The organism is Paraburkholderia sp. FW306-2-2C-D06C (assembly GCF_058781505.1).
Genome location: NZ_JBYSWU010000002.1, coordinates 38335 through 65042, shown reverse-complemented (window position 1 = coordinate 65042; position 26708 = coordinate 38335). Strand labels below are relative to the sequence as shown.

25 protein-coding genes are annotated in these 26708 nt (G+C 62.5%); 22 read left to right on the top strand and 3 right to left on the bottom strand.

Annotated features, from left to right (window positions below; all coding sequences use genetic code 11):
* The first annotated feature begins 155 nt into the window (after positions 1-155).
* The 18 genes from AC3WLT_RS01910 (at position 156) to AC3WLT_RS01825 (ending at position 17814) form a co-directional block, all read left to right on the top strand.
* Positions 156-1397, top strand: coding sequence for a glycosyltransferase family 87 protein (locus AC3WLT_RS01910; RefSeq protein ID WP_492590411.1), 1242 nt, complete (start codon positions 156-158; stop codon positions 1395-1397).
* Positions 1394-2653 (top strand): glycosyltransferase family 87 protein, encoded by a 1260-nt coding sequence (locus AC3WLT_RS01905; protein ID WP_492590232.1) that lies wholly within the window; start codon positions 1394-1396, stop codon positions 2651-2653. Before AC3WLT_RS01910 ends, AC3WLT_RS01905 begins: the two co-directional genes overlap by 4 nt.
* 255 nt (positions 2654-2908) lie before the next feature.
* Positions 2909-3970 carry a glycosyltransferase gene (locus AC3WLT_RS01900; RefSeq protein ID WP_492590230.1) on the top strand — a complete coding sequence of 354 codons (1062 nt, stop codon included), beginning with the start codon at positions 2909-2911 and terminating at the stop codon, positions 3968-3970.
* An 18-nt stretch (positions 3971-3988) separates the two neighbouring features.
* Positions 3989-4723: a class I SAM-dependent methyltransferase gene (locus AC3WLT_RS01895; protein WP_492590228.1), complete on the top strand. Its 735-nt coding sequence runs from the start codon at positions 3989-3991 to the stop codon at positions 4721-4723.
* 7 nt (positions 4724-4730) lie between these two features.
* Positions 4731-5108, top strand: coding sequence for a GtrA family protein (locus tag AC3WLT_RS01890; protein WP_492590226.1), 378 nt, complete (start codon positions 4731-4733; stop codon positions 5106-5108).
* Positions 5109-5501: 393 nt separating this feature from the next.
* A complete protein-coding gene (locus tag AC3WLT_RS01885; RefSeq protein ID WP_492590224.1) occupies positions 5502-6728 on the top strand; it encodes a hypothetical protein in 1227 nt (408 codons plus the stop codon).
* A gap of 381 nt (positions 6729-7109) precedes the next feature.
* A complete protein-coding gene (locus AC3WLT_RS01880) occupies positions 7110-7373 on the top strand; it encodes a hypothetical protein (RefSeq protein ID WP_492590222.1) in 264 nt (87 codons plus the stop codon).
* 517 nt (positions 7374-7890) lie between these two features.
* Positions 7891-8490 carry a 2'-5' RNA ligase family protein gene (locus AC3WLT_RS01875; protein WP_492590220.1) on the top strand — a complete coding sequence of 200 codons (600 nt, stop codon included), beginning with the start codon at positions 7891-7893 and terminating at the stop codon, positions 8488-8490.
* 206 nt (positions 8491-8696) lie between these two features.
* Complete coding sequence (locus AC3WLT_RS01870; RefSeq protein ID WP_492590410.1) at positions 8697-9098, top strand: DnaJ family domain-containing protein; 402 nt, start codon at positions 8697-8699, stop codon at positions 9096-9098.
* Positions 9095-9805, top strand: coding sequence for a tRNA adenosine(34) deaminase TadA (gene tadA / locus AC3WLT_RS01865; protein WP_492590218.1), 711 nt, complete (start codon positions 9095-9097; stop codon positions 9803-9805). Before AC3WLT_RS01870 ends, tadA begins: the two co-directional genes overlap by 4 nt.
* 28 nt (positions 9806-9833) lie before the next feature.
* Positions 9834-10760, top strand: coding sequence for a muramoyltetrapeptide carboxypeptidase (gene ldcA / locus AC3WLT_RS01860; protein WP_492590216.1), 927 nt, complete (start codon positions 9834-9836; stop codon positions 10758-10760).
* A gap of 308 nt (positions 10761-11068) precedes the next feature.
* Positions 11069-11797, top strand: coding sequence for a GntR family transcriptional regulator (locus AC3WLT_RS01855; RefSeq protein WP_492590214.1), 729 nt, complete (start codon positions 11069-11071; stop codon positions 11795-11797).
* A 342-nt stretch (positions 11798-12139) separates the two neighbouring features.
* Positions 12140-13621: an NCS1 family nucleobase:cation symporter-1 gene (locus AC3WLT_RS01850; RefSeq protein WP_492590212.1), complete on the top strand. Its 1482-nt coding sequence runs from the start codon at positions 12140-12142 to the stop codon at positions 13619-13621.
* 24 nt (positions 13622-13645) lie between these two features.
* Positions 13646-14461, top strand: coding sequence for an aspartate/glutamate racemase family protein (locus AC3WLT_RS01845; RefSeq protein ID WP_492590210.1), 816 nt, complete (start codon positions 13646-13648; stop codon positions 14459-14461).
* Positions 14462-14741: 280 nt separating this feature from the next.
* Positions 14742-15692, top strand: coding sequence for an allantoinase PuuE (puuE, locus tag AC3WLT_RS01840; RefSeq protein WP_492590208.1), 951 nt, complete (start codon positions 14742-14744; stop codon positions 15690-15692).
* On the top strand, positions 15689-16210 hold the full coding sequence (uraD, locus tag AC3WLT_RS01835) for a 2-oxo-4-hydroxy-4-carboxy-5-ureidoimidazoline decarboxylase (RefSeq protein ID WP_492590206.1): 522 nt from the start codon (positions 15689-15691) through the stop codon (positions 16208-16210). Before puuE ends, uraD begins: the two co-directional genes overlap by 4 nt.
* 81 nt (positions 16211-16291) lie before the next feature.
* Entirely contained in the window at positions 16292-17305 is a 1014-nt protein-coding gene (gene alc, locus AC3WLT_RS01830) for an allantoicase (RefSeq protein WP_492590204.1), read from the top strand.
* Positions 17302-17814: an ureidoglycolate lyase gene (locus AC3WLT_RS01825; protein WP_492590202.1), complete on the top strand. Its 513-nt coding sequence runs from the start codon at positions 17302-17304 to the stop codon at positions 17812-17814. Before alc ends, AC3WLT_RS01825 begins: the two co-directional genes overlap by 4 nt.
* A gap of 134 nt (positions 17815-17948) precedes the next feature.
* Here the strand turns inward: AC3WLT_RS01825 and AC3WLT_RS01820 are convergent, their stop codons facing one another.
* Together AC3WLT_RS01820 and uraH are read right to left on the bottom strand one after the other, a co-directional pair.
* Complete coding sequence (locus tag AC3WLT_RS01820; RefSeq protein WP_492590200.1) at positions 17949-19142, bottom strand: urate hydroxylase PuuD; 1194 nt, start codon at positions 19140-19142, stop codon at positions 17949-17951.
* Between the two features lie 219 nt (positions 19143-19361).
* Complete coding sequence (uraH, locus tag AC3WLT_RS01815) at positions 19362-19715, bottom strand: hydroxyisourate hydrolase (protein WP_492590198.1); 354 nt, start codon at positions 19713-19715, stop codon at positions 19362-19364.
* 553 nt (positions 19716-20268) lie between these two features.
* On the opposite strand from uraH, the gene AC3WLT_RS01810 reads away from it, so the two are divergent.
* Entirely contained in the window at positions 20269-21675 is a 1407-nt protein-coding gene (locus AC3WLT_RS01810; RefSeq protein ID WP_492590197.1) for an 8-oxoguanine deaminase, read from the top strand.
* A gap of 73 nt (positions 21676-21748) precedes the next feature.
* Here the strand turns inward: AC3WLT_RS01810 and AC3WLT_RS01805 are convergent, their stop codons facing one another.
* Positions 21749-22681, bottom strand: a complete 933-nt coding sequence (locus AC3WLT_RS01805) for a LysR substrate-binding domain-containing protein (protein ID WP_006051768.1) — start codon at positions 22679-22681, stop codon at positions 21749-21751.
* Between the two features lie 251 nt (positions 22682-22932).
* Here AC3WLT_RS01805 and AC3WLT_RS01800 point away from each other — a divergent pair, with 251 nt between their 5' ends.
* The 3 genes from AC3WLT_RS01800 to AC3WLT_RS01790 are packed head-to-tail and all read left to right on the top strand — an operon-like array spanning position 22933 to position 26644.
* Positions 22933-24534: an ABC transporter ATP-binding protein gene (locus AC3WLT_RS01800; protein ID WP_492590195.1), complete on the top strand. Its 1602-nt coding sequence runs from the start codon at positions 22933-22935 to the stop codon at positions 24532-24534.
* A gap of 43 nt (positions 24535-24577) precedes the next feature.
* Entirely contained in the window at positions 24578-25684 is a 1107-nt protein-coding gene (locus AC3WLT_RS01795; protein ID WP_492590193.1) for an ABC transporter permease, read from the top strand.
* 30 nt (positions 25685-25714) lie between these two features.
* The gene (locus AC3WLT_RS01790) at positions 25715-26644 is read left to right on the top strand and encodes an ABC transporter permease (RefSeq protein ID WP_492590191.1); all 930 of its coding nucleotides are present in this window, start codon (positions 25715-25717) and stop codon (positions 26642-26644) included.
* Positions 26645-26708: the final 64 nt, after the last annotated feature.

Genomic DNA, 26708 nt, shown 5'->3' with positions numbered 1-26708 from the left:
GAGGAAAACGATGGGTTGAAAGTCGGAATTTTTCCTACAACAATGAATCGACCGCAAGCGCGCGATGATCAATTCGCTCGCTTAGGAATAGAAACAAAAATCAGGATGACCGGATGAGTCACAAAAACATCCGGCTCTCATGCGAGGCGGGGATCATGTACTTTGCAAATCGGGGAACGCTCGAATCGGAACGTCGCATCCATGGCTGGCTGACGCGGGAGCGCCTGCTGTTGTATAGCTGCACGATGCTCGTACTGTGCGCCATTCTGCTCGCGGCATGGTGTTGGACTAGCGGCGGCTTCATGATTGCCGAGGCTGCTCGGCCCGGTGTCGACTTCTCGGTGTTCTGGACTGCATCGCACCTGATGCTGAACGGCTCGCCGGCGGCGGTCTACGACTATCCGACGTTTGCGCGCGCCGAATCGACGCTATTCGGCGCGTATGTGAATCACGGTTTTTTGCCGTGGCTCTATCCGCCTACGCTGCTGCTGCTCGTCACACCGCTTTCCCTTCTGCCGTACATCGTCAGCTATTTGCTGTTCGTGTGCGCCGGAGCCTGGCTGTTTGCAACCGGCACCCTCGGCGTTGCCGGCTTCGCCGCCCGCTTTAGCCGTCCACGGCTCGCAGCACTTGTGGTGCTCGCGTATCCGGGCGTATTTATCGCAGCCGTCGTCGGGCAGAACGCATTGATGACCGCCGCGCTGATGGCGTTCGCCGTTCGCTGGACCGAGCGACATCCCGTGCGAGCCGGCATTTGTATCGGCTTGCTGGCGATCAAACCGCAATTGGCCGTGTTGTTTCCGGTTGTGCTGATCGCGGCGCGGGCGTGGAAAACCATGTGGGCAGCAGCGATAAGCGCCGCAGTGCTGACTGGACTCAGTGTGCTGGTGTGCGGCACGCAATCGCTCCGCGCGTTCATGGCTAGCACCAGCGTGGCACGGGAGCTGGTGCTCGAGCATCGGATACCGTACTGGTTGGCGTCCCCGACGCCGTTCGCCGCGTTGCGTCTCGCGGATGCATCGATCGCTGTGGCTTACGCCGTGCAAGGCGGCGTCGCGCTGATCGCCGCTGTGGCCGCGTACTATGTGTGGCAACACACAGACGATCTGCGTATGCGGGCCGCAGCAATTGCGGTGGCCACGCTGCTGGCCAACCCCTACCTATGGTTCTACGAGCTGACCTGGATCGGCGTTGCGCTCGCCTGTCTTGCCGCGTGCGGCCTTGAAAAGGGCTGGCAACGCGGTGAGCAGAGCGTTCTGGTTCTTGCGTGGCTGCTGCCGGTCTTCGAGTACTTCAATCGCCTGACCCAGTTGCCGCAAATCGGACCGGTCGTGTTGCTGCTGTTTCTGCTCGCTATCGTGCGTCGCACGCGACTCGATGCGAAGGTGGCGGCATGAACCTGCACACGTTCCGCCATGCACCGCCGAAATGCCGGCCGCTGGTGGCATTGCGCGTTGCGGGTCCTGCGCGGCGTCCGCATTGGCTCAACGCGGATCGTCTGCGGCTATACCCGATGGTCGTGTTTGGGTGCTACGCATTGTTCATTGCGATCTATCTGTTTCGGCTGAACGAGCAAGGTGGCATGAGTCCCTTCATGGTGGATTTCCTGCCGTTTCTGGCACTGCATGGGCACGCAGCCGACGCCTATAACATCCAGGCACTGTCCGTGATCGAGGTCGGTGCGGTGCCGCACTTTGGCACGGCGAACGGTATCTTGCCGTGGCTGTATCCGCCCAATGCGCTACTGCTTGTCTTCCCCCTTGCGCTGCTTCCCTATAAGGCGGCCGCGGTGGTATGGCTCGGTGGCGCGTATGTGCTGTTCGTCAAGGTGATCCGTGCCATCGTGGCAGACCGGCACGCCTTCCTGCCTGCGCTGTTATTTCCAGGCGCGCTTTTCGTCGTCTCAACAGGACAAAACGGCTTGCTGACGGCCGCGCTCGCCGGATGCGGGCTCGCCTTATTGCGCCGCCGGCCAGTCGCTGCCGGGATCTGTCTGGGCCTGTTGTGCATGAAGCCGCAACTGGTCCTGCTGTTTCCACTGGCGCTGCTGTGCTCCCGCTCATGGCGATCGCTGGCTGCGTTCGTGCTTACGGCGGCGTCGACGCTCGCGCTCGCGGTGCTCGCTTTCGGCACGGGCACGCTCACCGCATTCCTGCATAACACGGGGATCGCCACCTACAGCCTCGAATCCGCGCATGCCACGCTTGCGCGCGTGCCGACCGTATTTGCGCTTGCGACGCTGGTTCATGCGCCGGCTGTGCTTGCCTATGCAGGGCAGGGCGCCTGTGCGCTGATCGCCGCGGCCGCGGTCTGTTACGCGTGGGGCCGTGAATGTTCGTACGCGCTGCGCGCAGCAACGTTGATCTGTGCAAGCCTGCTCGTGAGCCCCTATCTCTACGACTACGATCTCGCCTGGTATGGCGTGCTGATCGCCTGGTATTGCCGGCATGCGCTGGTCGCCGGCTGGGAACGAGGCGAACGCGAATGGCTGGTCGTGCTGTGGTTCGCTCCGCTCGCGGGCATGCTGATCATTGCTTGCGGGCCATTCCAGTTCATGCCGTTGATTTCGCTGACGACGCTCTGGATGCTAGTGCGGCGCATCGCGCTGGAAAGGCGCGCGGCCCCGGTCTTCCAACGCTACGCCGATGAGTGAGGAGTATGAAATGACACTCACGTCGATCAGGATTGCGCACAGCCGGAACCACACCACGCCAGCAGCGGGGTTCATGCGCATCGCTCGCATTGCCGTTGAGGCTTTCGGCGGCGTGGCAGTCGCATTCTCCGGTAGGAAACCGAAGTATTCCACGAGAAAAGAAAACGCCGGAGACAAACGTGCGCGATGTGTTAGCCACATCCGCACCAGTTCATCCGGCATATAGCGTCAAATCAGAACAACGGGGAGGTCGTCATGTTTGAAAAAAATAATATTCCACTGATTTCACTGGTGGTGCCGTTCTACAACGAATGCGATGCCGTGGACCATTTCTTTGGCGAGATCATTCCGGTTCTCGAAGGAATCGCATCGACGCGCTTCGAAATCGTCTGCGTCAACGACGGCAGCAGCGATGGGACCCTTGACAAGCTGATCGCTGCCAGCGTGCGGGACGCGCGCATTCGCGTCATCGACCTGACGCGGAACTTCGGCAAGGAGGCGGCGCTGACAGCCGGTATCGACGAAGCGTTCGGCGATGCGGTGATCCCTATCGACGCGGATCTTCAGGATCCGCCGAGCCTGATTCCAGTGATGATCGAACACTGGCGCAATGGGGCGGAAGTGGTCGCCGCCAAGCGGTCGAACCGCGCGTGCGACACCTTCGCGAAACGTACCGCCGCCGCGATCTACTATCGCGTTCACAATGCATTGTCTGAAGTGAAGCTGCCGGAAAACGTCGGCGACTTCCGGCTGATGGACCGCCAGGTCGTCAATGCGCTGCGAAGCTTGCCCGAGCGGCGGCGCTTCATGAAAGGGCTGTTTGCGTGGGTTGGCTATCGGGCCGTGATTGTCGAGTACCAGCGCGAGCCGCGTAGCGCCGGTCATTCGAAATTCTCCGGATGGCGCTTGTGGAATTTTGCGCTGGAAGGCATCACGAGCTTCAGCACCGTGCCGCTGCGGAGCTGGAGCTATATCGGCCTTGCGATCGCCACCGCGGCTTTTGTCTATGGCGGTTTCATCATCGGCCGCACGCTGTGGTTCGGCAACCCGGTGCCGGGTTATGCGTCGCTGCTTTCAGTGATGCTGTTCATGGGCGGTATCGAACTGGTCGGTATCGGCGTGGTCGGCGAATACATCGGACGTATCTACTACGAGACGAAGGGAAGGCCGGTCTATCTCGTGCGTCGCCGCTATCAGGCAAAGACCAAGATCAGCATGCTGCCCGTCGGGCGCAACAATTCGCGCACGTCGAACACACTGCGGCTCGAATCCTCACGCAAGCGTATCGCGCAGCGTGTGCGGTTCGCTAGCCGCTGAGTCATGGAGGATTGAAACATGTCTCCCGAAGCCTATCTGCAGATGGCCGAAACCGAGGCCGAACATTGGTGGTTTCGCGGCCGGCGCGATGTGTTGCGTTCGGTGCTGTGCCGCCTCGCGTTGCCGTCCCGGGCGCGTGTGCTCGAAGTGGGCTCAGGCACAGGCGGCAACCTCGAAATGCTGGCCGAATTCGGCAGTGTGAGTGGACTCGAAATGGACGAAACGGCGCGCAGGCTCACCGCAAAACACACCGGTGAGCGTTTCGATATCCGCGCAGGGCGTTGTCCGGACGATCTGCCTTTCGAGCGCGAACGCTTCGACCTGGTCTGCTTCTTCGATTGCCTCGAACACATCGCCGACGATGTCGGCTCGCTCGCGCGCATGCGGGCAATCCTGGCTCCCGGCGGGAAGATTCTCGTGACAGTGCCGGCCTATCAATGGCTATGGAGCGCGCATGACGTGTTTCTGCACCACCATAGACGCTACAGTCGAGCGACGCTTATGGCGTGTGCCGACGCGGCAGGATATCGCATCGAACGCATCACGTACTTCAATACGCTGCTGCTGCCGTTGGCGATTGCCGTTCGTTTCGTCGACCGCCTGCTCAAGCACGAGAGATCGAGCGGCGATGCCACTCCGGCCACTGCGCTGAACAGGCTCCTATACCGGATCTTTAGCGCGGAGCGTCACTGGGTGTCGCATGGCAAGTTGCCGTGCGGCGTGTCGCTACTCGCTGTGCTGACGGTGAAGTGACTCAGGCATGACGAACAACACCGAGTTGACAAGACTGCTCCGCTTCGGCGTATGCGGACTGCTGGCGACAGGCCTCCATGTCGGCGTGGCTGTGGTGCTGATTTCGCACGCCGGTGCGTCTCCGACGCTGGCAAACACCGTGGCGTTCGCGTGTGCGACGTGCTGGTCATACCTGGTGAACACCCTTTGGAGCTTCTCGTCTTCGCTTCTTTTCAGGAACGTCTGGCGATTCATTGCCGTTTCGCTTGGCGGCCTGGCGTTGACGGGATTGGTGTCGTACCTTGCGCAGGCTGCGGGAGCGGGGCCGCGGATAGGAATTGCGATGGTCGTTTGCGCGGTCACGCCGCTCACTTTTGTCACGCACCGTCGCTGGACATATCGCTAGAACCTCAGCCGCTGATTGCGATCGATCGCATCAATCGCCGCAAGAACGCCTGGAACCGGAGGAAACCTGACAATTTCCGCGGGTTTCTGGCGACACTCTGGCAACACACAGCGAAGACAGCAACGGGGGACTCAATTGAAGAACGCACTCATTGTTGCAACAACGAGGATTGCCGATTCTTGGGGCAGACCGTCCTTTTCGATAGTCGCCGCGGTAATCGGCTACGGCATTTGCCTTTTCACCCCAGCGCTGCTGAACGACGGCGATACGTATTGGCACATTGCAACAGGCCTGTGGGTTCTTCATACCGGTTCGGTCCCGCACGCAGATCCGTTCTCCTATACGTTCGCGGGAGCGCCTTGGGTGGCGCATGAGTGGCTGTCCGAGGTTTTCATGGCACTGGCCTGGAAAGCAGCCGGCTGGGGCGGCATCGTTATGCTTTTCGGCGCGGCAACTGCCATGACGTTCGGCGTGCTCGCGCATTACCTCGCACGCCGGCTGCGCCAGCCGGCAGCCGTTGTCGTGTTTATCCTCGGCGCTGCGTGTATCAGCGGCAGTCTGCTTGCGCGCCCGCACATGCTCGCGTTGTCGATGCTCGTGTTTTGGTCCACGGGTTTGCTTCTGGCGAGGGACAAAGGCGCGGCGCCATCGCCGCGTCTCCTTCCCCTCATGCTGGTCTGGGCCAATCTCCATGGCAGCTTCGTTTTCGGCCTTGCGCTTGTCGTGTCACTGGCAGTCGAAGCATGGATGGAAGCGAAGACGGATCGGACCGGAGTCGCGCGTGGCTGGGGAGGGTTTCTCGCGGCGGCAATCGGCATGTCGCTTGTCACGCCGAACGGCTGGCATGGCCTGTTGTTTCCGTTCCAGCTCGCGCGCATGACCCAGATCGGCAGCATAGGCGAGTGGAGTCCAACGAACTTTCACGCGCTCGAGCCGCTGGAGCTGGCGCTAATGGCGATGCTCTACATCGCGTTTTCGCGAGGAATCCGGCTGCCGATTCCCCGGCTTCTCACGCTTATCACATTGCTACATCTTGCGCTTCAGCACAGCCGGCATCAAATGCTCGCCGGCGTAGTGGGCGCGTTGCTTCTGGCGAGGCCTCTTGGCCAGGCTTTTGGCGGCAGCGAGCCCGACAGCCAGAGACAGCTCCCTTCGCTCCGCTGGACCGTCGTCGGCCTGACTTGCGTGCTGCTGTTGACGACACTCCGCATAACGCACCCGCTCGTGCGTACCGACGATCACGTGTCGCCGATCACGGCGCTAGATCACGTTCCGCCCGGCATCCTGCATGAGCCCGTGATCAACAGCTATGAATTTGGCGGCTATTTGATATTCAGGCACATCAAGCCGTTCATTGACGGCCGCGCCGATATGTACGGGGACGATTTCCTCGCTGGCTACAGCGCCGCCTTGACGCCGAATTGCACTGTATTCGAGCGGATCGTGGAGAAATACAGGATTCGATGGGCGCTTCTCGGCGCCCACAGTCCCGCTTTGGTGATGATCGACGCGCTTCCCCAATGGCGGCGTCTGTACGCAGACGACACTGCCGCGGTGTACGTTCGGGATCAGGGACGAGCCGTATCTGCGGCGAAGAGCGCAGAACCTGGCCCTTTGTAGCGACGTAGGCGGCATAGTTCGCAAGCCGCATCGCCGACATGATCAGAAAGCGCCGACATCCTCGTAAAGCAATTGCGCCTTGAGTACCCAGTGGTACAGCTTTTCCAACCTGTTAGGTGAAACCTGTAGACCGGTGCCCGCAACACCCCCTTGCGTTGTTAGTATGACCTTCAGCTCCACTGCAGAAAATTGCGGGCTAGCGATGCTGATGTATCGCGCAAACTATTGCTGTAGTGACCCCGTGACCAAATCGGGCAGTTGAGGATGCCGGACAAGATGAGTAGTCGAAAATGCGCTTCGTCGCCACGTTGCCAGCGGGATGTACACTTCCCGGAAGAGAGCAGTTTCAGGATAGGCTGAATCAGCCGGGCAAGGTCGGCAATGAAAAGAATTTACGGATACAAAGGCTTTGAAGTCGCGGTGGAGCTTGAGCCGGTGTGGAAGACTGCGGGAGGCGTTACGCTATTGCCCCCGCAGGGTTTCGTAGCTGTCGTGCAAATCAGAATGGTGGGCGCTACTGTCCCCGTGGTTGCGCCGATACGCCTCTCGGCGACCACCCAGCAACCGTTCGCGACACAAGCCGAGGCGCTCATGGCGGGATATAGCGCCGGGCAGCGGATAGTGGACGACACGCTCGCGGGCTGACAACAGTTTTGTTACTGGATGCCGCAGAACTAATTAGAACCGCGCATCGCGGGGCATTCGTATTGCCTCGGGCGTATAGATACCGCCGACTTTCTTCCGCCGACTTTCGCGCCCGGGCCGGCCTCGCGCTGATGCCCCACATCTTGTTGCAGGCCGGCTCCTCCTGGGGCATGCCGCTGTTCGAGCACGAAACCCGCCGTTCTTCGCGGCGTCAGCCAATACTCCCACCTTTCTGAGCATTTCGACGTTGCCGCCGATACTGTACGAATGTACAGTATCGTGCGTAGCCAGACAGCGAGCGCGGCGCATCCCGGCCGGGGGAACGATGCAATGATTCTGTGGCAAGTGCTCGGCCGTGGGCCGATCGATGGCCTACAAATCAAATATCGGCCGGCTGTCGCGGCGAAGGCGCACCGTCAATCCGGCCGCCGCAGATTAATCTTTCCGGGCGCGCGGGCAAGCGCGCACGTTTGAATGGAGATTCAACTCATGCCGGCTTCACCCACTCAGGCGCGCCATGCCTGAACAGCTTTGGTTGCCCGGGCTCGAGGCGCCGCCAATCCCGACAGATGGCCTGTTCTTCGCCGTCTTTCCAGACACGAATACGGCGGCCAGCATCTCAAAGCTGGCGCAACAGCTCTGCGGCGAGACGCGCTCGAAGAGCAAGCCTCTCGCGGCCAACCGTTTGCACGTCACGTTGCTCCACCTCGGAAACTTTGCGGGAGGTTTGCCGCCCGCCCGTGTAGAGGCGGCGATGAACGCAGCGGCGTCGATCAGGATGGCGCCTTTTAGCGTCGAGTTCGATCGTGCAGTCAGTTTTGCGCTCAAGCCGCGGCCGGGGCCATTGGTGTTGGCCGGAGGCGAGGGCGTCGTGGGACTCCAGGCACTTCACGACGCGCTTGGACTGGCATTGCAAACAGCGGGATTCGGGGATCGCGCAGCCTCGCCAAATGCGCCGTACACCCCGCACGTGACGCTGGCTTACGGCATGCCGTGGGTAGCGACACGTGCTATCGAAGCCGTCAGTTGGAACGTGCGTGAGCTTGTTCTGGTGCACAGCTTGCTCGGGCGCACCCGGCATGTCGCGCTGGCGCGCTGGCGGTTGGCGGCCGAGTGAAAGGTTCTCGCGCGCGCCGGCCGTCGTGGAGCAACTGTGCCGAAACGCGGCGGACTAGCACCGCACGCCGGTCGCGCAACCGCCTGCAAAACCGCCGCCGCTGCCGCCTGCAAAATCTGAAAACCAGAAGGTTTCGTCGGTCGGACTGCCGGAACGGGCATGCGCTCCCTGATAGAATGCTTGGGCCGCAACGTAGTGGACTGCAGATGAAATTGCTTGATGCGTTAGTCGAACAGCGTATTGCCGCCGCAGCCGCGCGCGGTGAGTTCGACGATTTACCGGGCGCCGGCGCGCCGCTGCCCCTGGACGACGATGCACTGGTCCCGGAAGAAGTGCGCGTCGCCAACCGGATTTTGAAGAATGCGGGCTTCGTGCCGCCCGCCGTCGAGCAGTTGCGCGCTTTGCGCGACCTGCAGGCGGAGTTGAGCGCGGTCAGCGAGCGGGTTACCCGTTGCCGCCTGCAGGCTCGCATGCTGGCGCTCGACATGGCGCTCGAATCGCTGCGCGGCGGCCCACTGGTCCTGCCGCGCGAATACTGCCGGCGGATCGCCGAGCGGCTGTCGGAGCGCGTCGGCAACCTCAATACGGCCGAAGCGGGATCGCAGTGAGCGACCCGTTTATCCGCTCCGCCACGCCTCGTGCGGAATCTGTCGAACCGGGCGAAGCCGCAGCGTCGCCGGTTTGGTCGCCGGTGTGTCAAGCCGAAACCGTCGGCGCCAGTTCCGGCGAACCGGCGCCGTATGACCTACCAGTCGGCGCAGAGACTAACGCCGCATTGCCGGACGAACCGCCTGCACCGCTGATTTCCGAGCGCGATCGCCGCTTCATGGCGCTCGCCCAGGCCGCAGCAGAAGAAGCACGTGCGGCGGGCGAAGTGCCGGTCGGCGCGGTGCTCGTGCGTGGCGACGAAGTCATTGCCAAAGGTTTCAACCATCCGATCGGTGCGCACGACCCATCGGCGCATGCGGAAATGGTCGCGTTACGCGCAGCCGCGCAAGCCGTCGAGAACTACCGGCTGCCCGGCTGCGAGCTGTATGTGACGCTCGAACCCTGTCTGATGTGCGCCGGCGCGATCATGCATGCGCGTATTGCCCGCGTCGTCTTCGGTGCGCGCGACCCGAAAACGGGCGCGTGCGGCAGCGTCGTCGATGCATTCGCGAATCCCCAGTTGAATCATCACACCACGGTGACCGGCGGCGTGCTCGAAAGCGAATGCGGCGCCGCGCTCAAAGTATTCTTCGCCGAGCGGCGGCGCGCAAGCCGCGAAGCACGCGAGGCGGCGCGCACCGAACCGGGACCGGCCGAGCCGCTCTAAAAACTACAACGTTCTACAGGTCTTGCCCATGACCGTTCATCGCACCATCGAACTGATCGCGCCGTCCGGCTATCCGCATGACCCGGAGGTGCTGCATCGCGCATTGCACCGCTTGCATGCGCAGGGGCATCGCGTCGACGGCGTGGAGGCGGCGATGCGCCGCTACCAGCGTTTCGCCGGTACCGACGGCGAGCGTGCGGCCGAGTTGAACCGGCTGGCTGACCCTTCGCGGAAACTGCCCGACATCGTGCTGACGGTCCGCGGCGGTTACGGCGCGATACGCATTCTGCACGGACTCGACTATGCAGGGCTCCAGCGGCGGCTGACCGATCAGCCGGTCGCGTTGGTGGGGCACAGCGATTTCACCGCGATCCAGCTCGCGTTGCTCGCGCGCGCCGGGGTGAAGACTTTCGGCGGTCCCATGCTGATGAGCGATTTCGGCGCCGAAAATCTGAGCGAATTCACCATGCGGCACTTCTGGTCGGCGCTGACCAAGCCGACCATGACGGTGACAAGCAATGTGCCGCAAGCACAATCGGCCGATGTCTCCGGCATGTTGTGGGGCGGCAATCTGGCGGTGCTGGCATCGTTGATCGGCACGCCGTACATGCCGCCGGTGCAGGGCGGCATCCTGTTCGTCGAGGACATCAACGAGCAGCCGTTCCGGCTCGAGCGGATGCTTTACCAGTTGCATCTTTCCGGCATCCTCGCGCAGCAGCAGGCGCTTGTGCTTGGCGATTTCTCCGGCGGCAGTTCTTACGATTACGACAACGGGTATGACCTGCAGGCGATGATCGAGCACGTGCGCTCGGTGATCGGGATTCCGGTCATCACCGGTCTGCAATTCGGACATATGCCGGACCTGCTGACGCTGCCGGTCGGCGCCGACGCACACCTCGTAGCCGGCGCACACGGATTCAAGCTGACGTTATCGGGCTATCCCTGCCTGGATTGAAGCGGCAAAGAAAGCGGGCGGTTGTCCGCTTTCTTTGGGGCTACTGGCGCAACTAACGGTCAAGTATTTATCGTCACCGCCGGCAGAGCATACAGTGAAGGTCCATCCATTTTGTTGACAAAAACCGCCGCCAATAGACAGGCCGCGCTCACCTTAATTAAACTGATATTGAAGCGAGACCGAGCTTCAGTCCTGGACCAGATAGGCTGAAGCCCAATACCGTCATGAAGATTGTCAAAAATTAAGATAAAAATTGTTGACAATCTTTATGTCCATCCTATGATGACCGACATACCGAGACGAACATCATGTCCGACACAGATTCCGCCAGCTCGAATAGTTCGAAACCCGAGGCGATCGCCGAGCGCATCCGCGCCGCGATCCTCGAACATCGGCTGGCTCCTGGCGCCAAACTGACAGAAGCACAGTTATGCGAAGTATTTGGCGTGAAGCGCGGTCCGATCCGCCAGGCGCTTGCGCAACTGGCCACCGATCACCTCGTCGACCTCGAGCCGAACCGTGGCGCATTTGTCGCGAGTCCGTCGCTGCAAGAGGTGCACGAGGTGTTCGAGATGCGCCGGATCATCGAACTGGCCGTGGTGGAGCGGCTTTGCAGCGGGCACGGCACCCGGCGTTTGAAGAGTATCGGCAGCATGATCGGCCGCGAACGCAAAGCGTTCGAAACTCGTGATTTTCCGGCATGGATTCGTCTGTCGGGAGAGTTCCACACCGAGTTGGCCGCGCTTACCGGCAACACTGTGCTGTGCGACTGTCTGAACGGCCTGGTGGCGCGGTCCACGCTGATTTCCGCACTGTACGAGTCGCTCGGACGCAGCCCGTGCTCGTTCGAGGACCACGAAGCCATTCTCGCCGCACTCGACGCCGGCGATGCGAAAGAGGCGGCGGCCTTGATGTCGCGCCATCTGCAAAGCGTCGAGTTGAAGATGCTGGACCGCCCGGCACGCGGCGCGGCCGATTTGCATGAAGTGTTCGGTGCACGTAACGATGCACACAAAGGCAAGTCCGCGCCAGGCTGAGGCAAGCGGCCGGTGTGCGCCCGTTGCCGGTGCGCGCCGCACTGAATTGAACTGAACTGAACTGAATCAAGCGTTGCAAGGCGGCTCGGCGCGAGCGCTGCCGGCTTGCGTGCGCGTGGCCATCGCCGGGCGGTGGCCTGGGAGTAGTAACACATCGTCAGGAGTCCGCGGCTGCTGGCGGTGCGATAAGCACAAGTACTTCAGTACGGAGACATCCGCGGCGCGGCCATTCAGGCGATTGAAATTCCCCTCGGTTCCACTCGGATAAGAGGGTGCGCCTGGCATAGCCGATGCAACGTCCTTCGATTCGCTATCGATGGTCCCTATCCCAAAGGAGGAGTCATGGCTCAGTTCAGTGCAGCGCCCGGCAGTCCCGCAATTTCCACTTATGAAGACGACAGCGCGACCGGCGCCCCGTCGCTGCCGTCAGGTTACAGCGAGAGGCTCTACAACGAAGACCTGGCGCCGCTGCGCCATCAAACCTGGGGCGCTTACAACATCTTTGCGTTCTGGATGTCGGACGTGCACAGCGTCGGCGGCTACGTGTTCGCGGGCAGTCTGTTCGCGCTCGGGTTGACGAGCTGGCAGGTGCTGATTGCACTGCTGGTCGGCATTACGATCGTCAACGTGTTGTGCAATCTGATTGCCAGGCCGAGTCAGCAGAACGGCGTGCCTTATCCGGTTGCCTGCCGTGCGACTTTCGGCGTGCTCGGCGCGAATATTCCCGCAGTGATTCGCGGTTTGATCGCGGTGGCGTGGTACGGGATTCAGACCTATCTGGCTTCGAGCGCGCTGGTGATCGTGGTGCTGAAGTTCGTCCCGCAACTGTTGCCGTATGCGGACGTTCATCACCACGGCTTCATGGGTCTCTCGACCCTCGGCTGGGCCGGTTTCATGCTGCTGTGGGTATTGCAGGCGCTGGTGTTCTGGCACGGCATGGAGACCATCAAGAAGTTCATCGACTTCGCCGGTCCGGCGGTCTACGTGGTGATGTTCATTCTCGCGGGCTACATGGTGTATCGCGCAGGATGGCAGAACATCGGCATCAACCTGGGCGGCGTCAAATATCACGGCATGGAAGTGGTGCCGGTGATGATCACGGCGACCTCGCTGGTGGTGTCGTACTTCTCCGGACCGATGCTGAATTTCGGCGACTTTTCGCGCTACGGCAAGAGCTTTCGCAGCGTGCAGCGCGGCAACTTCTGGGGCCTGCCGGTCAACTTCCTGGCCTTCTCGCTGGTGACGGTGGTCACGACCGCGGCCACGCTGCCGGTGTTCGGCCAACTGATCACGGATCCGGTCGAAACGGTGGGCCGTATCGATTACCCGACCGCGGTGATTCTCGGCGCGCTGACCTTCACGATCGCGACCATCGGTATCAACATCGTCGCCAATTTCGTGTCGCCGGCCTTCGATTTCTCGAATGTCGCGCCGCGCCTGATCAGCTGGCGCGCGGGCGGCATGCTCGCCGCGGTGGCGTCGATTTTCATCACGCCGTGGAATCTGTTCAACAATCCTTCGGTGATTCACTACACGCTCGATGTGCTCGGCAGCTTCATCGGACCTTTGTATGGCGTCCTGATCGTCGATTATTATCTTGTGAAGCGCCAGAAGATCGTGCTCGACGACCTCTACACGGTGTCCCAAACCGGCTCGTACTGGTACCGCAACGGCGTCAACTACCGGGCTGTGGCTGCGTTGCTGCCGGCCGCGCTCATCGCCGTGGTCTGCGTGATGGTGCCGACGCTCGATGGGCTGGCGAATTTCTCGTGGTTCATCGGCGCCGCGCTGGGTGCGTTGTTCTACCGCGTGCTCGCTCGCTGAGCCGGCGTCGCAACAGGAGTCGATATGCGCATCAAACTGATCAACCCGAATACGACGCAACGTATGACGGAGGCAATGGGCCGTTGCGCTCGCGAAGTCGCCGCGCCCGGCACCGAAGTGATCGCGGTGAATCCGACGATGGGACCGCCGTCGATCGAAGGCTACTACGACGAGGCTCTCGCGACGCCAGGCTTGCTGGCCGAGATCAGCGCCGGCGAGCGCGACGGTTGTGACGGCTACGTGATCGCCTGCTTCGGCGATCCCGGGCTGTACGCCGCGCGCGAACTGGCGCGCGGGCCGGTCATCGGCATCGCTGAAGCGGCGATGCACGCGGCAAGCGTGCTGGCGCCCGGGTTTTCGGTGGTGACGACGCTGGCGCGCACCTGCGGCATGGCGTGGCATCTCGCCGAGCGCTACGGCATGAAGCGTTTTTGCCGCAATGTACGCGCCACCGACGTCGCCGTGCTCGATCTCGACAAACCCGGTTCGGCCGCACGCCGCATCATCCTCGACGAATGCCGCCGCGCGCTGGACGAAGACGGTTCGGACGCGATCGTGCTCGGTTGCGCCGGCATGGCGGAGTTGTGCGCGGAGATCGAAGATGCATTGGGCGCACCGGTTATCGAGGGCGTGACGGCGGCTGTCAAATGGACCGAGGCGCTGGTTGCGCTGCGTCTGTCGACCGCCAAGCGCGGCGACTATGCGCGGCCGCTGGCGAAGCGTTACGAGGGCGCGCTGGAAGCTTTCAGTCCGACCGATACCGGTCCGAACCCGCTGCCGCCGCACGGTTTTGCGGGAAATGCGCAGGAAACGCAGAAAACGCCGATTTGCTGCGGGTAAACACTACAGACGCGGCGCCGCACATACATTCCGTCTGACACGCACTATCTGCCCGGGTGTATGGGCGCACCCGGGCGTTTTCGCTACACTGATCCCACTCGGCGCTGGTGCCCGAAGCGCTTTTTGCTGCTGCTTTCTGGTGCTGTTCTGGGGGGCTGTTGCCGCCCGCGCCGGCTCGGATCACAAGCCGATTCTGAGCAAACCCCGAGCGAACTTCACATGCATTTCATGTGAGTTCCACGCGAATTTTACGTACCGTCACCATGCATCTCGTCAAACCATGCCACTCGACTCGAACTATCCACGCGATCTGATCGGCTACGGCCGCCACCCGGTGCAGGCGAACTGGCCCGGGCGAGCGCGCGTGGCGGTGCAATTCGTCCTGAACTACGAAGAGGGCGGTGAAAATTGCGTGCTGCACGGCGATCCGGGTTCGGAGCAGTTCCTGTCGGAGATCGTCGGCGCGGCGGCCTATCCGGCCCGCCATATGAGCATGGAGTCGATCTACGAATACGGTTCGCGCGCGGGCGTGTGGCGCATTCTGCGCGAATTCGAAAAGCGCGGTTTGCCGCTCACCGTGTTCGGTGTCGGCATGGCGATCGAACGGCATCCGGAAGTGGCGCGCGCGTTCGTCGAACTCGGTCATGAGATCGCCTGCCACGGCTATCGCTGGATTCACTATCAGGACATGCCGCCGGAGAAAGAAGCGGAGCACATGCGCCTCGGCATGGAAGCGATCGAGCGCGTCACGGGCGAGCGGCCGCTCGGCTGGTACACCGGCCGCGATAGTCCCAACACGCATCGGCTGGTCGCCGAATACGGCGGCTTCCTTTACGACTCGGATTACTACGGCGACGACCTGCCGTTCTGGATGGACGTCGAAGTGACCGGCGGCGCAAAAGTGCCGCAACTGATCGTGCCGTACACGCTCGACACCAACGATATGCGTTTTGCGAGTCCGCAAGGCTTCAATACCGCGGATCACTTCTTCACCTATCTGCGCGACGCATTCGACGTGCTCTACGAAGAAGGCGACGAAGCGCCCAAGATGCTGTCGATCGGCATGCACTGCCGCTTGCTCGGCCGCCCAGGGCGTTTGCGCGCGCTGCAACGTTTCCTCGACCATATCGAACAGCACGATCACGTGTGGGTGACGCGGCGCGTCGATATCGCGCGGCACTGGCGCGAACATCACCCCTACCAGCAGAACAGCCGCGGGGCAGCGGCATGAAGGCGATGCAATACACCCTTGATCAACTCAACAGCACCTCGACCGACGCGTTTGTCGCGGCGCTGTCGGGCATTTTCGAGCACTCGCCGTGGGTCGCGGAACTCGCCGCGAGTCAAAGGCCCTTTGCGAGCATCGACGAGTTGCATCGCAAGATGTCGAATATCGTCGAAACGGCAGGCGAAGAGAAGCAGCTTGCCTTGATCAACGCCCACCCGGAGCTCGCGGGCAAAGCTGCGGTGCGCGGCGAGCTGACCGCCGAGTCGACGCGTGAGCAGAGCGGCGCGGGCCTCTCCCAATGCACGCAGGAAGAATTCGACACACTGGTCGCGCTGAACAGCGCCTATCGCGAGAAGTTCGGTTTCCCGTTCATCCTCGCGGTGCGCGGCTTCGACCGCCACGGCATCATCGCGAACTTCGAGGCGCGTGTGAACAACAGCCGCGCTGACGAATTGCGCGCCAGCCTCGACCAGATCTACCGTATCGCACGTTTCCGGCTCGACGACCTGATCGACGCGTAAGGCTCGTAACTTGAACCGCGCGCGTCGCGGACCTCGAACCGAAACGTTTTTTCAGCACTAACAACTTCAAGGAAGACAAAGATGGCACTCCCGATTCTCGACCCCAACGCACCGGACTTCACGCGCCGCTATGTGAACCTCGCGGACCCGCGTCTGGGCGCACAGGCGCTCGAGGCCAGCGACGATTTCTTCGCGCCGAAGGAACGCATGCTGAATCCGGAGCCGGCCGTCTTCATTCCCGGCAAGTACGACGACAACGGCAAGTGGATGGACGGCTGGGAAACGCGCCGCAAGCGCGCCACCGGCTACGACTGGTGCGTCATCAAGCTCGCGCGTCCGGGCGTGATCAAGGGGCTCGATCTCGACACCAGCCACTTCACGGGTAACTTCCCGCCGGCGGCTTCGGTGGAAGCCGCGCGCGTGGTGGACGGCGTGCCGAACCCGTCGACGCAATGGACCGGGATCGTCCCGTCGACCACGCTGCAAGGCAACAGCCACCACTATCACGAAGTCAGCGACGCGAACGCGTACACGCACCTGCGCGTGAACATCTACCCGGACGGCGGCATCGCGCGCCTGCGTGTGTATGGTCAGCCGCAAGTGGACTGGGCGGGCGCGAGCCGCACCGAGCAGTTCGATCTGGCGGCAATGGAAAACGGCGCGTATCTGGTCGCCGCGAACAACCAGCACTTCGGCGCAGCGTCGACGATCCTGATGCCGGGCCGTGGCGTGAACATGGGCGACGGCTGGGAAACGCGTCGCCGCCGCGAGCCGGGCAACGACTGGGCGATCGTCGCGCTGGCGCAGCCGGGCGTGATCAGGAAGATCGAAGTGGATACGGCTCACTTCAAGGGCAACTATCCGGACCGCTGCTCGATCCAGGCCGCGTATGTGACGGGCGGCACGGATAGCTCGCTGATCACGCAGGCGATGTTCTGGCCGGTGCTGCTCGGCGAACAGAAGCTGCAAATGGACAAGCAGCATTACTTCGAGAGCGAAATCGCCGCAGTGGGTCCGGTGACGCATGTGCGCTTCAACATCATTCCGGACGGCGGCGTGTCGCGTCTGCGTCTGTGGGGCACGCTCGAATCATGAAAACGCTGGCTATCGAACCGTTGACGAAGGAAGCGTTCGCCGCGTTCGGCGACGTGATCGAACTCGAAGGCGCGAAGCAGATTCCGATCAACCTCGGCACCACGATCCGTTATCACGACCTTGCGAAGGTGGACGTCACCGACGAGAACGGCCGCACGCTCGTGAATCTGTTTCGTGGGCAGCCGCGCACGCTGCCGTTCGAAGTGAAGATGCTCGAGCGTCATCCGCTCGGCAGCCAGGCGTTCGTGCCGTTGAACGACAAGCCGTATCTGGTGGTGGTGGCGCCGGCGGGCGAACTGGATCCCAAGCGGATTCGCGCGTTCGTGACGAGCGGCTGGCAGGGCGTCAACTATGCGAAGGGCGTTTGGCACCATCCGCTGATCGCGTTAGGTGACGTGAGCGACTTCATCGTCGTCGATCGTGGCGGGGACGGGCTTAACCTCAATGAGCAGGATCTGGCCGAGTCGCTCTGGCTCACCGAAGATGCGTTGAGCGCGATGACGGTTTGAGATTTGTTGCTTCAGCGGGTCCGCGACGTCAGCTACGGTGGTCATTTACAGGCAGTAAAAAAAGCGGGCTTCCCGCTCGCGCGAAAAGCCCGCTTCATGTTTCGCCAGGCCGGGCACGAGGCCCGGCCCGCTCATTACTTCGCGGCACCGCCCTGGAACCACGCAGCGATCTTCATCCGCTCGTCGTCGGTCATGTGGGTGACATTGCCCAGCGGCATCGCCTTCAACGTCACCGCCTGCTGATAAATCCGCTGTGCATTCTGCGAAATCTCATCCGACGTATCCAGCAGCACACCGGCCGGGGCGCTGCCCATCATCGTCGGATGGGCGGAGTGGCAGGCCACGCAACGCTGTTGCAGCACGGGTGCGATATCGGCCACCTTGACCACCGGCGCATTCGCGGCTTGCGCTTGCGGCACGACCGGCTTCGGCATGGTCCAGAAGAGAGCGGCGAACATCAGCACGATACCCACCAGCGGCAGGTACCACAGCACCTGGCCACGGTGACGCATCACGAAGAACTGGCGAATCAGCGCGCCGGCCAGCATGATGATCACGAGCACGGCCCAGTTGTACGGGTGCGTGTACGTCATTGCATAGTGGTTCGACAGCATCGCGAACACCACCGGTAACGTGAAATACGTGTTGTGCACCGAACGCTGCTTGCCACGCTTGCCATAGATCGGGTTCGGCGTTTCGCCCTTGAGCATCGCGTCGACCATCTTGCGTTGACCCGGAATGATCACGAAGAACACGTTCGCCGACATGATCGTGGCCAGCATTGCGCCCATGATCAGATAAGCCGCGCGGCCGGCGAAAATGTGGCACGCAAGCCATGCCGCGATCAGCACATACGCACCGACGCAGATGCCGAGCACCGTGTCCTTGTTGCCGAGAATGCGGCACAGCGAGTCGTAGACGATCCAGCCCGCCGCCAGAAAGCCGAGCGCCGAAGCGACGGCGACCACCGGGCCCATGTCGAGCACGTTCCTGTCAATCAGGTAAGTAGTGGGCGAGAACAGGTACAGCACGGTGAACAGACCGAAGCCCGACAGCCACGTGGTGTACGACGGCCACTTCGACCAGTGCAGATCTTCCGGCATTTCCGGTGGTGCGACAGTGTACTTCTGCATGTTGTAGAAGCCGCCGCCGTGCACGTGCCACAGCTCGCCGAACACGCCGCGCTTGCGCTGGTTCGGGTCCTGCGGCGGTGTCAGGCTGTTGTCCAGCGCGACGAAATAAAACGACTCGCCGATCCATGCAATCGCGGCGATGACGTGGAACCAGCGAATCGCCAGATTCAGCCAGTCGGTGATAAAGCCTTCCATGACACTCCTCCACTTCTGATTCGTTGTACGCGCAACGACGTAGTTGCCTTCGGGGACCCGGCCCACGAGTCATCGGCATGCATCGCGTCGTTGCGCAGACTGCTGGGTGAAAGACGCGGTGCGTTCAGTTCGCGCGCGCCGTTTTTTTATGGAACTGCGGGTCGAGTCGCCGGCGTTCGATCAAAAAATGCAGCGCGACTTCAAACTCGCCTTCACTCCTTAGCTGCCCCGATAGGTGCTGTACGACCACGGCGACACCAGCAGCGGCACGTGATAGTGCGCGCCGGCATCGGCGATGCCGAAGCGCAGCACGACGCGATCGACGAAGCGCGGCTCCGGCACCTTCGTGCCGATCGATGCGAAATAATCGCCGGCAGCGAACACCAGTTCGTATTCGCCCGCGACCAGCGCGTCGCCTTCGAGCAGCGGCTGATCGCAGCGGCCGTCGTCATTGGTGATGGTGGTTTTGAGCGCGCGGCGGGTGTCGCCCGCGAGCGCGAAGAGTTCGACCTTGATGCCCGCGCCGGGACGGCCGTTCGCGGTGTCGAGCACATGGGTAGTGAGCTTTCCCATTCGCAATTTTCCTTATGTGAATGCGAGGTTTCGGCGGCAGCCCGATCCAGATACGTTTGCGGCGGATCGAGGCTCCACGTCAGTGGCTACATACCCGTCGGCGAATTGAAGCGAGCGCCGTGGCAGCCATTGTAAAAAGGTTGTCCCCGTCAGCGCGCGCGAGATAGGAAAGATAATACCTGGCGCATGACAGACAGCCCTCTGAAAGCCGTAGCGAGTCGATTCGTTCGACTATTGCAGTGCATTTAACCTTACCGGCGGATCCTACTGGCGCCAAAAAAGGCCCACTATATCGGCAGCGTGAAGCCGGGTATCGCACCGGCATGAGTTGTCAGCGTAATTTTGGCCGTCGAAGGTTACGTCTGTGCGCCGCAACAAACAGGTTTCAGGCAAGGCGCACGCCCCGAAGGAGGTCCCCTCGGGGGACCCCGAAGACGGCGGAATACGCTGGGTAACCGGGCCAACGGCGTTCGACGGGACGCGGCGGCACGGTGGCGTGCCGTCACATCGCGTTCGAACGGCTTTGCACGGAAGCAATGAAGCGGAGAAACGAATGACGATGGAACAGGCGGCCAGGGTGTCGAATGAAGCGGGTAAGCCGAAGAAAACGATGCTGGTCAGGCACGCGGACGTGCTGGTCACGATGGATGGCGCCCGGCGCGAACTGCGCGACGGCGGACTGTATATCGAGGACAACCGGATCGTCGCGGCCGGACCGACGGCGGAGCTGCCGCAAACGGCCGACGAAGTGCTGGACATGCGTGGGCATCTGGTGATTCCGGGGCTGGTGAACACGCACCACCACATGTATCAGAGCCTGACGCGGGCGATTCCCGCCGCGCAGGACGCCGAGCTGTTCGGCTGGCTGACCAGCCTCTACAAGGTGTGGGCGAACCTCACGCCGGAGATGATCGAAGTCTCGACGTTGACGGCCATGGCCGAACTGCTGCTGTCCGGTTGCACGACCTCGAGCGACCATTTGTATATCTATCCGAACGGTAGCCGCCTCGATGACAGCATCGCTGCGGCGCGCCGGATCGGCATGCGTTTTCACGCGGCCCGCGGCAGCATGAGCGTGGGGCAGAAGGACGGCGGTTTGCCCCCGGATTCGGTGGTCGAGCGTGAAGCGGACATTCTGAAGGACACGCAGCGTCTGATCGAGGCGTATCACGACGAGGGACGTTACGCGATGCTGCGCGTGGTGGTGGCGCCGTGTTCGCCGTTCTCGGTGAGCCGCGATCTGATGCGTGAATCGGCGAAGATGGCGCGGCACTACGGCGTGTCGCTGCACACGCACCTCGCGGAGAACGTCAACGACATCGCGTACAGCCGCGAGAAGTTCGGCATGACGCCCGCCGAGTATGCGGAAGACCTCGGCTGGGTCGGCCACGATGTGTGGCATGCGCACTGCGTACAGCTCGACGAAGCAGGCATCGAACTGTTCGCCCGTACCGGAACGGGTGTCGCGCACTGTCCGTGTTCGAACATGCGGCTCGCATCGGGCATTGCGCCGGTCAAGCGGATGCGTCTCGCGGGTGTGCCGGTCGGGCTCGGTGTGGATGGCTCGGCTTCGAACGACGGTGCGCAAATGGTCGCGGAAGTGCGCCAGGCGCTGCTGTTGCAGCGGGTCGGTTTCGGCCCGGATGCGATGACCGCGCGTGAGGCATTGGAGATTGCGACCCTGGGTGGCGCGAAGGTGTTGAATCGCGACGATATCGGCGCATTGGCGCCGGGCATGGCGGCGGACTTCGTGTCGTTCGATCTGCGCCAGCCGTTGTTTGCGGGCGCCTTGCACGATCCGGTGGCGGCGCTGGTGTTCTGCGCACCGTCGCAGGCGAGCTGCAGCGTGATCGGCGGCAAGGTGGTGGTGAAGGACGGGCAGTTGACGACGCTGGAACTCGGACCGGTCATCGAGCAGCACAACCGGTTGGCGAAGACTCTTTACGAAGCAGCGGCGTAACGAAATAATGCCGGGCGTGAAAACTATCGGCATCCGTCACGCATGAGAGATGCCGATAGATCACTAAAAAAGCTCAAGGCTTGTCGATCAAGGTCCTGGTTGCTTCCGCAACCAGACTGCGCAGCCAGCGCACTTCGTCGGAGTAATGCACGCGTTCGTGCCACAGCTGGTAGTACTGCATCGGCGGGAAATCGAGCGGTGCGGGTACCACGGTCAGCGGCAGGAATTTGGCGTAGTAATCGGCAAACAGGCGCGTCGTCGTGAAGATCAGATCGGACTTGATCAGCACGTACGGCGCCAGATTGAAGTACGGCAACGTCACGACCACATGACGCTTTAACCGCTCGCGCGCGAGGTGCACGTCGATCGCGCCGCGCTGGCCCACCGAGTAAGGAGTAGGCGCAAGATGCGGAGCATTCAGGTACTGGTCGAGCGTCAGCCCGCCGCGCTTGGCGAACGGATGCGTGTTGCTCATCAGGCAGACGATCTGGTCGACGAACAGGTTCGACAGGTGCAATTGCTCCGGCGGCTCCGGCCAGTTGCCGACCACGATGTCGAGCTTGCCGTCCTCGAGCGCGAGTTCGTAGTCGAAAGCCGGCCCGAGCGAGTGAAACTCGAGCGTCGCATTCGGCGCGGCCTGACGAAAGCGTTCGACCACCGTCGGCACGAACAGCACGTTCAGATAGTCCGGGCAGCCGATCCGGTAGCAGCGAATGGAGGTGGCGGGATCGAAGTTGTGCTGCTGAAACTTGATGCGCTCGATCTCGCGCAGCGCGTTCTGCACCGGTTCGAGCAGGCGCAGGCCATACTCGGTCGGCACCATGCCGGACTTGCCGCGCACCAGCAGCGGGTCGCCGGTGATGTCGCGCAAACGGCGCAGCGCCGCGCTGATCGCGGGTTGCGATTGATTCAGTTTGACGGCCGCGCGCGTGACGCTGCGTTCCATCAACAGGGTGTGCAAGACGCGCAGTAAATACGTATCGATCGCCTCGCGTTGCTGACTCATGACTTCTCCGAAATATATGTTCTGGCTGATCGAGCGGGCGTGGGGGTATACGGCTTTTAATATGAACACAAAAACACGTCAAGAGTGGGATACCCGCGGAGCACGCTACGGCGCGGGTTTGCGGGGAATTTTGACGGCTCGACTGAGTGGGTCGAATTAGGTATTGTCATCCGGTTGTGGTGACGGATCGCTCGCTGTGAGGGCGGGCGGACGCGCTGTAACCGGCAGTCACTGACGTATTACGGAATCACATGAGCGACTCTTCTTATAGCGACGGCGCCGCCGCGCAGCCGGCAACGCGGCCGGAACAGGCGGCGCCCCGGCTGGTGCTCGAGGGCATCACCAAACAGTACCCAGCCGTGCGCGCCAACGACGACGTCACGCTGGTCGTCGCGCCGGGCGAAATCCACGCCGTGCTCGGCGAAAACGGTGCCGGCAAAAGCACGCTGATGAAGATCATCTATGGTGCGGTGCGGCCCGACGCCGGCGAGATCCGCTGGGAAGGCGAGGCGGTCGAGATCGCCAGTCCCGCGGCGGCGCGCAAGCTCGGCATCGGCATGGTGTTTCAGCACTTTTCGCTGTTCGAGACGCTCACGGTCGGCGAAAACATCGCGCTCGCGCTCGACGAACCCTTCGATCTGAAGACGCTCGCGAAACGCATCCGCGAAGTCTCCGCCGACTACGGCCTCGACATCGATCCGCAACGTCACGTTCACAGCCTGACCGTGGGCGAGCGGCAACGCGTCGAGATCGTGCGCTGCCTGTTGCAGAACCCGCGTCTGCTGATCATGGACGAACCGACTTCGGTGCTCACGCCGCAGGCGGTCCGCAAGCTGTTCGCGACGCTTCGGCGGCTGGCTGCCGAAGGTTGCAGCATCCTCTACATCAGCCACAAGCTCGACGAGATCCAGGAACTGTGCGACACCGCGACGGTGATGCGCGGCGGCCGTGTGACCGGTCACGTGAAGCCGAAAGAGGAAACGCACGCGTCGCTCGCGCAATTGATGGTCGGCCATTCGCTGCCCGATTACACGCGGCGCGAGCATAAGCCGGGCGACGTGCTGCTCGACGTGAAGCAACTGTCGGTGGAAAGCGACGATCCGTTCGGGACCTCGCTCGATAACGTGTCGTTCGGCGTGCATGCCGGCGAGATATTCGGCATCGCGGGCGTGTCGGGCAATGGGCAGGCTGAACTGCTGTCGGCGCTTTCGGGCGAGAAGCGCGGCGTGCGCGCCGATGCGGTCACCCTCTGCGGCAAGGCGGCGGGGCGCATGGGCGCGGGCGGACGGCGCGCACTCGGTTTGGGTTTCGTGCCGGAAGAGCGCCTCGGCCGCGGCGCAGTGCCGGCCATGACCCTGTCGGAAAACGCGTTGCTGACCGCGCATCGTCAGCAGATGGTGAACTCCGGCTGGATCAGGTCAGGCGCCATGCGCGCGTTCGCGAAGCGTTGCATCGAAGCCTTCGACGTGCGCTGCGGCGGCTCGGAAGCGCTGGCGCAAAGTCTCTCCGGCGGCAACTTGCAGAAATACATCGTGGGGCGCGAGATTTTGCAGGCGCCCAAGGTGCTGGTGGTCGCACAGCCGACCTGGGGCGTCGACGTCGGCGCGGCGGCCTTCATCCGGCAGCAGTTGCTCGATCTGTCCGCGCGCGGCGTGGCGATTCTGGTGATTTCCGAGGAGCTCGAAGAATTGTTCGACATCTGCGATCGCATCGCGGTGCTCGCGCGCGGCAGACTCTCGCCGGTGCGTGCGACCGGCGCGACCAACGCCGAGGAAATCGGCCGCTGGATGGCGGGCCTGTTCGGCGGCCGCGAGGATGCGGCGCCTTCGGCGGAACAGACGGCCCACGCGTGAGCTGTTCTTCGACGCCAGCAACCCACATAAAGACACGCTACTCATGATTCTTCCGTATCGACTCGAAGCACGCACGACGCCCTCGCGCACGATGCAGCTCGCCGTGCCGCTGATCGCCGCTTTGCTCACGCTCGCGATCGGCTTTCTGATTTTCAGCCTCGTCGGCCGTGATCCGCTGCAAGCGATGCATGCGTTTTTCATCGAGCCGCTCTCCAGCGCGAATGGCTGGTCCGAATTGCTGCTGAAGGCCTCGCCCCTGTGTCTGATCGGTCTCGGCCTCGCGATCGGCTATCGCGCGAACGTCTGGAACATCGGCGCCGAAGGGCAGATGCTGCTTGGCGGCATTGCCGCGAGCGGCGTCGCGATCTATTTCGATCAGGCCACCGGCTGGTGGATTCTGCCAACCATGATGATCGCCGGCGTGCTCGGCGGGATGGTGTGGGCGGCGATTCCTGCGCTGCTGAAGAGCCGCTTCAACACCAACGAGATTCTCGTCAGCCTGATGCTCACGTATGTGGCGACGCAGTTGCTCATCTATCTGGTGAGCGGCCCGTGGCGCGATCCGCAGGGCATGAACTTCCCGCTCTCGGAGATGTTCAGCGGCGACGCGCTGTACCCGACCTTCGCCGGCGACTGGCACTGGAAATGGCTGCGCGGCACGCGTCTGAACGCGTCGGTGTTCGTCACGCTGATCGCGATTCCGCTCGTGTGGCTGTTCGTGCGCAAGAGCTTTGCGGGTTACCGGATGAACGTCGGCGGTCTTGCGCCGCTCGCCGCGCGCTACGCCGGTTTCTCCGACAAGAAAACCATCTGGACGTCGCTGCTGATCAGCGGCGGTCTGGCGGGCCTCGCCGGCATGGGCGAGATCGCCGGCCCGATCGGCCAGTTGCAGGCGACGTGGTCGCCGGGCTATGGCTTCACCGCGATCATCGTCGTGTTCGTCGGACGGCTGCATCCGGTCGGCATCGTGCTCGCGAGCCTGCTGATGGCGCTGCTCTATCTCGGCGGCGAAGCGGTGCAGACCTCGATGCAATTGCCGCAGGCACTCTCCGGCGTGTTCCAGGGGCTGCTGCTGTTCTGCCTGCTGGGCGCCGACCTGTTCGTGAACTACCGCGTGCGCCGCCGTTCGCTGGCAGCACAAGTTCACTAATTAGCTCACTGATTTTCCCGCCGGATCTCCATGGATATTCAACAAGCCAGCGCGCTCACCTCGAGCGCCGTCACCGCCGCGATCCCGCTGATGTTCGCGGGCGCGGGCGAACTCGTCGCCGAGAAGTCGGGCGTGCTCAATCTCGGCGTCGAAGGGATGATGCTGATGGGCGCGGTCACCGGCTACGCGGTCACCGCGATTACCGGCAACCCTTGGCTCGGCGTGGTCGCCGCGATCGGCGCCGGTCTCGCGATGTCGCTGCTGTTCGCGTTCCTCACGCTCACGATGCTCGCCAACCAGGTCGCCACGGGTCTTTCGCTGACGATCTTCGGCATCGGGCTGTCGGCTTATGTCGGCAAGCCGTACACGTCGGCGGCCGTGCGCGCGACGATCGACATCTGGACCATTCCCGGTCTCTCGAAGATTCCCGTGCTTGGGCCCGCACTCTTCAGCCTCACGCCACTCGATTACCTCGCGTTCCTGATGTTCGCGGTGATCGGCTGGTTCCTGTATCGCACGCGCGCCGGGCTCGTGCTGCGCTCGGTCGGCGAATCGCCGCAAGTCGCGCACTCGGTCGGCTTTCCGGTGGTCGGCGTGCGCTACGGCGCGGTGGCCTTTGGCGGCGGCATGGCCGGGCTCGCGGGCGGTTATTACTCGATTGTCAACCTGCACCTGTGGCAGGAACAGCTCACCTCGGGCCGCGGCTGGATTGCGCTCGCGCTGGTCGTGTTCGCGACGTGGCGCCCCGGGCGGCTGCTGATCGGCGCGCTGCTGTTCGGCGCGGTGACCGGCTTGCAGTTCTATGCGCAGGCAATCGGCGTCCCGGTGCCGACACAGTTTCTTGCGATGCTGCCGTACATCGCGACAGTCGTCGTGCTGGTGCTGATTTCGCGCAATCCGAACACGATCCGCCTGAATGCGCCTGCATCGCTCGGCAAGCCGTTTTTCTCGGCAGGCTGACGCGGTCATCCCCCGTGACCGGCCACACGTTTCACATCAGTTGATAAACACGCATTCGTTAGAC

Excerpts from the sequence above, each read along its gene's own strand:
- alc (WP_492590204.1), top strand. The coding sequence starts at position 16,292 with ATGGCACTCCCGATTCTCGACCCCAACGCACCGGACTTCACGCGCCGC.
- AC3WLT_RS01820 (WP_492590200.1), bottom strand. The coding sequence starts at position 19,142 with ATGGAAGGCTTTATCACCGACTGGCTGAATCTGGCGATTCGCTGGTTC.
- AC3WLT_RS01855 (WP_492590214.1), top strand. The coding sequence starts at position 11,069 with ATGTCCGACACAGATTCCGCCAGCTCGAATAGTTCGAAACCCGAGGCG.
- AC3WLT_RS01825 (WP_492590202.1), top strand. The coding sequence starts at position 17,302 with ATGAAAACGCTGGCTATCGAACCGTTGACGAAGGAAGCGTTCGCCGCG.
- AC3WLT_RS01895 (WP_492590228.1), top strand. The coding sequence starts at position 3,989 with ATGTCTCCCGAAGCCTATCTGCAGATGGCCGAAACCGAGGCCGAACAT.
- AC3WLT_RS01790 (WP_492590191.1), top strand. The coding sequence starts at position 25,715 with ATGGATATTCAACAAGCCAGCGCGCTCACCTCGAGCGCCGTCACCGCC.
- AC3WLT_RS01880 (WP_492590222.1), top strand. The coding sequence starts at position 7,110 with ATGAAAAGAATTTACGGATACAAAGGCTTTGAAGTCGCGGTGGAGCTT.
- AC3WLT_RS01905 (WP_492590232.1), top strand. The coding sequence starts at position 1,394 with ATGAACCTGCACACGTTCCGCCATGCACCGCCGAAATGCCGGCCGCTG.
- AC3WLT_RS01845 (WP_492590210.1), top strand. The coding sequence starts at position 13,646 with ATGCGCATCAAACTGATCAACCCGAATACGACGCAACGTATGACGGAG.
- AC3WLT_RS01885 (WP_492590224.1), top strand. The coding sequence starts at position 5,502 with ATGGCACTGGCCTGGAAAGCAGCCGGCTGGGGCGGCATCGTTATGCTT.
- AC3WLT_RS01850 (WP_492590212.1), top strand. The coding sequence starts at position 12,140 with ATGGCTCAGTTCAGTGCAGCGCCCGGCAGTCCCGCAATTTCCACTTAT.
- uraH (WP_492590198.1), bottom strand. The coding sequence starts at position 19,715 with ATGGGAAAGCTCACTACCCATGTGCTCGACACCGCGAACGGCCGTCCC.
- AC3WLT_RS01805 (WP_006051768.1), bottom strand. The coding sequence starts at position 22,681 with ATGAGTCAGCAACGCGAGGCGATCGATACGTATTTACTGCGCGTCTTG.
- AC3WLT_RS01875 (WP_492590220.1), top strand. The coding sequence starts at position 7,891 with ATGCCTGAACAGCTTTGGTTGCCCGGGCTCGAGGCGCCGCCAATCCCG.
- AC3WLT_RS01795 (WP_492590193.1), top strand. The coding sequence starts at position 24,578 with ATGATTCTTCCGTATCGACTCGAAGCACGCACGACGCCCTCGCGCACG.
- ldcA (WP_492590216.1), top strand. The coding sequence starts at position 9,834 with ATGACCGTTCATCGCACCATCGAACTGATCGCGCCGTCCGGCTATCCG.
- puuE (WP_492590208.1), top strand. The coding sequence starts at position 14,742 with ATGCCACTCGACTCGAACTATCCACGCGATCTGATCGGCTACGGCCGC.
- AC3WLT_RS01800 (WP_492590195.1), top strand. The coding sequence starts at position 22,933 with ATGAGCGACTCTTCTTATAGCGACGGCGCCGCCGCGCAGCCGGCAACG.
- AC3WLT_RS01870 (WP_492590410.1), top strand. The coding sequence starts at position 8,697 with ATGAAATTGCTTGATGCGTTAGTCGAACAGCGTATTGCCGCCGCAGCC.
- AC3WLT_RS01810 (WP_492590197.1), top strand. The coding sequence starts at position 20,269 with ATGACGATGGAACAGGCGGCCAGGGTGTCGAATGAAGCGGGTAAGCCG.
- AC3WLT_RS01890 (WP_492590226.1), top strand. The coding sequence starts at position 4,731 with ATGACGAACAACACCGAGTTGACAAGACTGCTCCGCTTCGGCGTATGC.
- uraD (WP_492590206.1), top strand. The coding sequence starts at position 15,689 with ATGAAGGCGATGCAATACACCCTTGATCAACTCAACAGCACCTCGACC.
- AC3WLT_RS01900 (WP_492590230.1), top strand. The coding sequence starts at position 2,909 with ATGTTTGAAAAAAATAATATTCCACTGATTTCACTGGTGGTGCCGTTC.
- AC3WLT_RS01910 (WP_492590411.1), top strand. The coding sequence starts at position 156 with ATGTACTTTGCAAATCGGGGAACGCTCGAATCGGAACGTCGCATCCAT.